Source organism: Micromonospora sonneratiae (genome assembly GCF_042679305.1).
Lineage (GTDB): Bacteria > Actinomycetota > Actinomycetes > Mycobacteriales > Micromonosporaceae > Micromonospora_H > Micromonospora_H sonneratiae.
Map to the genome: position 1 here is coordinate 1 of NZ_JBHTMP010000144.1, position 3,209 is coordinate 3,209.

Below are 3,209 nucleotides of genomic sequence, written 5' to 3' on the forward strand. Positions count from 1 at the left end.
CTCGGCCCGGACCGGGTACCCGCCCACGACCCGACCCGGCCGGGCCTGCTGGTGGTCCGCGCCGACGGGCCCCTCGGCGCCGACCTGGCACTGCGGGTCGACCTCGGTGCGTCCCCACCCACGGTGGAGCTGCGGGCCACCGGCCTCACCGCCGGGGCGCTGACCGGCGACGTCGTCGTTGGATACGCCCACCCCGCCGTCACCGCCGCCCTGACCGTCGGCGCCGCCGTCGACACCGGGCTGGGCATCGTGCTGCGGGGACGGCTCACCGTCGCCGCCGGCCCCGCCGGGGTGGGTGTGCAGCTCGGGCTGCTCGGCAGCGACGCTGCCGGAACCGGCGAGGTGGTGGTACGGCTGGCCCCGGCCGTCGCCCTGCCCACGGAGGCCGAGCTGCGCCGGATCGTCGAGCAGACGGCGGTGCCGCTGGCCGGCACCCTCGCCCTGCGGGCCAGCCAGCCCTGGCTCGACCGGCCACTGTGGCCGAACGGACGCAGCACCACGCAGTTGCTCACCGCCGTCGGGGTGGCCGTGGCCCACCCGGACGGACTCCGGATGGCCACCACCCTGCCGACGCCACTGGCCCTGCTGCGTGGGCTGCTCGACGCGGTCGCCGGCGTCGACGTCCCGCTGCCGGGAGACCTGGCACTGCGGGTGGTCACCGACGGCACCCGCTACGGGCTGGCCGTTCGGGGCGACCTGCCGGTGACCATCGGCGAGGTCGCGGTGGTGCTGCGCTTCGCCCTGCCGGACGGGCTCGACCCGGGTTGGGGGGACAGCGGCCGTGGTACCGGGCTGCTGTTGCTGGACTTCACCGACCCGGCCGCCCCGACGCTCGCGCCGGTGCTGCGGTTGGGCGGCCTGGGCCTGCGGGTCGCGTCCGCCACACCCGGGAAGGCCCTGGTCGACACCGGTGGGTTCCGCCTCGGTGCTGCCGCCGGCCATGTCCGTACCGACCTGCCGCTGAGCGGCGCGAACGCACTGCGTCGCCCGCCGGTGCTCGACGGCGCACTGGTCCTGGAGGGCATCGGCTTCCCGATGGCCTCCGGCGCCGGTGGCAACCCGGTCGCCGCCTCGTTGATGCAGAGCGACGGCAGTGGTGACCCCTCCCCGGTCAACCCACCGCTGGACCTGACCGTCGCCCGGGCCGGCAGCCAATGGCAGGTACTCTTCGGCGGTCGTGCGGAGGCCCGCTTCGCCATCCAGCGCAGCTTCGGCCCGCTGCACATCGCCGAGATCGCCCTGCTGTACCAGCAGGCCACCACCGGGCCCGGCAAGATCGGGCTGGCCGTGGACGGCGGGGTCGCCATCTCCGGGCTCACCCTGGACGTCGACGACCTGTCCCTGCTGGTGCCCCTGCGCACCCCCACCGACCTGCGTACCTGGCAACTCGACCTGGCCGGACTGTCGGTGTCGTTCAGCTCGCCAGCGGTGTCGATCGCCGGTGGCCTGCGCAAGGCGGTCGGCGCGACCGGGGCGATCCAGTACGACGGCATGCTGTCGGTGGACCTGGCCGGCCGGGGACTGACCGCCGTCGGCTCGTACGCCCGACCGAAGGACAGCCTCGGCGAGTACACGTCACTGTTCGTCTTCCTCTCCGTCGCCACCCCGCTGGGCGGGCCGCCGTACCTGTTCGTCCTCGGACTGGGCGGCGGGGCCGGCTACAACCGACGGCTGCTGGTGCCCAGCGACCCGCAGGGAGTGCCGGCGTTCCCGCTGGTCAAAGCAATCGCCGATGGTGGCTTCGCGGGCGATGGCGGGCCGATGGCGGCGCTGACCCGGATGTCTGCGGACATCCCACCGGCCCGGGGCGCGTTCTGGCTCGCCGCAGGCGTCAAGTTCTCCACGTTCGGCGTGCTCAACACGACCGCCGTCGCGTACCTGGCGGTCGACCGGGCCGTCGAGGTGGGCGTCCTTGGCCTGATGCGACTGGCGCTGCCGTCCGCCGAGTCGGCCATCGTGAACGTCGAGCTGGCGCTGGCCGCCCGGTACAGCACCCTGGACCGGGTGCTGTCGGTGCGGGCCGCGTTGACCCGCAACTCCTGGCTGCTCAGCCGGGACTGCCGGCTCAGCGGCGGGTTCGCCCTCATGGTGTGGATGGACCGGTCGGACGTACTGCTGTCCATCGGCGGCTACCATCCGGCGTTCGCCCGGCCGGCCCACTACCCGGAGGTGCCACGGGTCGGGTTCAACTGGTCCGTCGGCAGTGGGGTGGTGGTCAAGGGACAGTCGTACTTCACCCTGACCCCGTCGACCCTCATGGTCGGTGGCCGGCTGGAGGCCGCGTACGACAAGTCACCGGTACGGGTGTGGTTCGCCGCAGCCCTGGACGTGATGGTGACCTGGGATCCGTTGACCTACCAGGCCGACGTGTCGGTCTCCGTCGGTGCCCGGTTCACCATCAAGGTCTGCTTCTTCGCCTGCGCCCGGATCAGCGTCAGTGTCTCCCTCGGTGCCCGCGTGCACCTGGAGGGGCCGCCACTGCGTGGCACCGTCACCGTCGACCTGGCCATCGCATCGGTGACCGTGCGGTTCGGCAAGGCGCTGCCGCAGCCGTACCTGACCTGGCCGCAGGTGGTCACGAAGTACCTGGGCAACGGCGATGCCGCCCGGCCGGCCACCGCCGCGACCGTCACCGCCGGGACCCTGCCACCCGCACCCGGGACACGGCCCGACGGGACCGCCCAGCGTCCATGGTCGACCGCGCCCGAGTTCGCCATGCGTGTCGAGTCGGCGATGCCGCTGGCCGGCTGGTCGCTGACCGGCTCCAGCGTGGGCGGTAACGGCGGCGGCCGGGAGGTCGACGTGGTGCCCGCCGGGCATGCAGTCGGCCGGGTCCGGGCGGTCATGGCAGTGACCGTGGAGCGGGCCAGCGGCGGTGGCTGGGCCGGGCTCACCACCGCCGAGTTGACCAGCCTGCGACCGGCCACCGCGTCGACCGGCTTTCCTGCCGCGATCTGGGACGGCACAGCCGCCGGCCAGGGCGGGCCGCACTCGGTGGTCCAGGCACTGTCGTCGGTCACCCTCGCCGCCCCGATCACCGTCAGCGAGTCCGCCGGGGCGATCCGGACCGTGCCACTGTCGACCCTGATCGAGGAGGAGAAGCGCGACCCGCTGCCGCTGCCCGCCGGAGAGGCCCTCGCCCGGTTCGGTGGCTCCGTACCGGCCACCGGTCGGGTAGCGGCCCGGGTGGCCGCCCGGGTGGCGGCCCG

The 3,209-nt window shown here is 74.0% G+C and carries 1 protein-coding gene; it reads left to right on the top strand.

Annotated features, from left to right (window positions below):
* A partial coding sequence (locus ACFQ4H_RS34655; RefSeq protein WP_377579487.1) for a DUF6603 domain-containing protein occupies nucleotides 1-3,209 on the top strand: 3,209 nt, incomplete at both ends.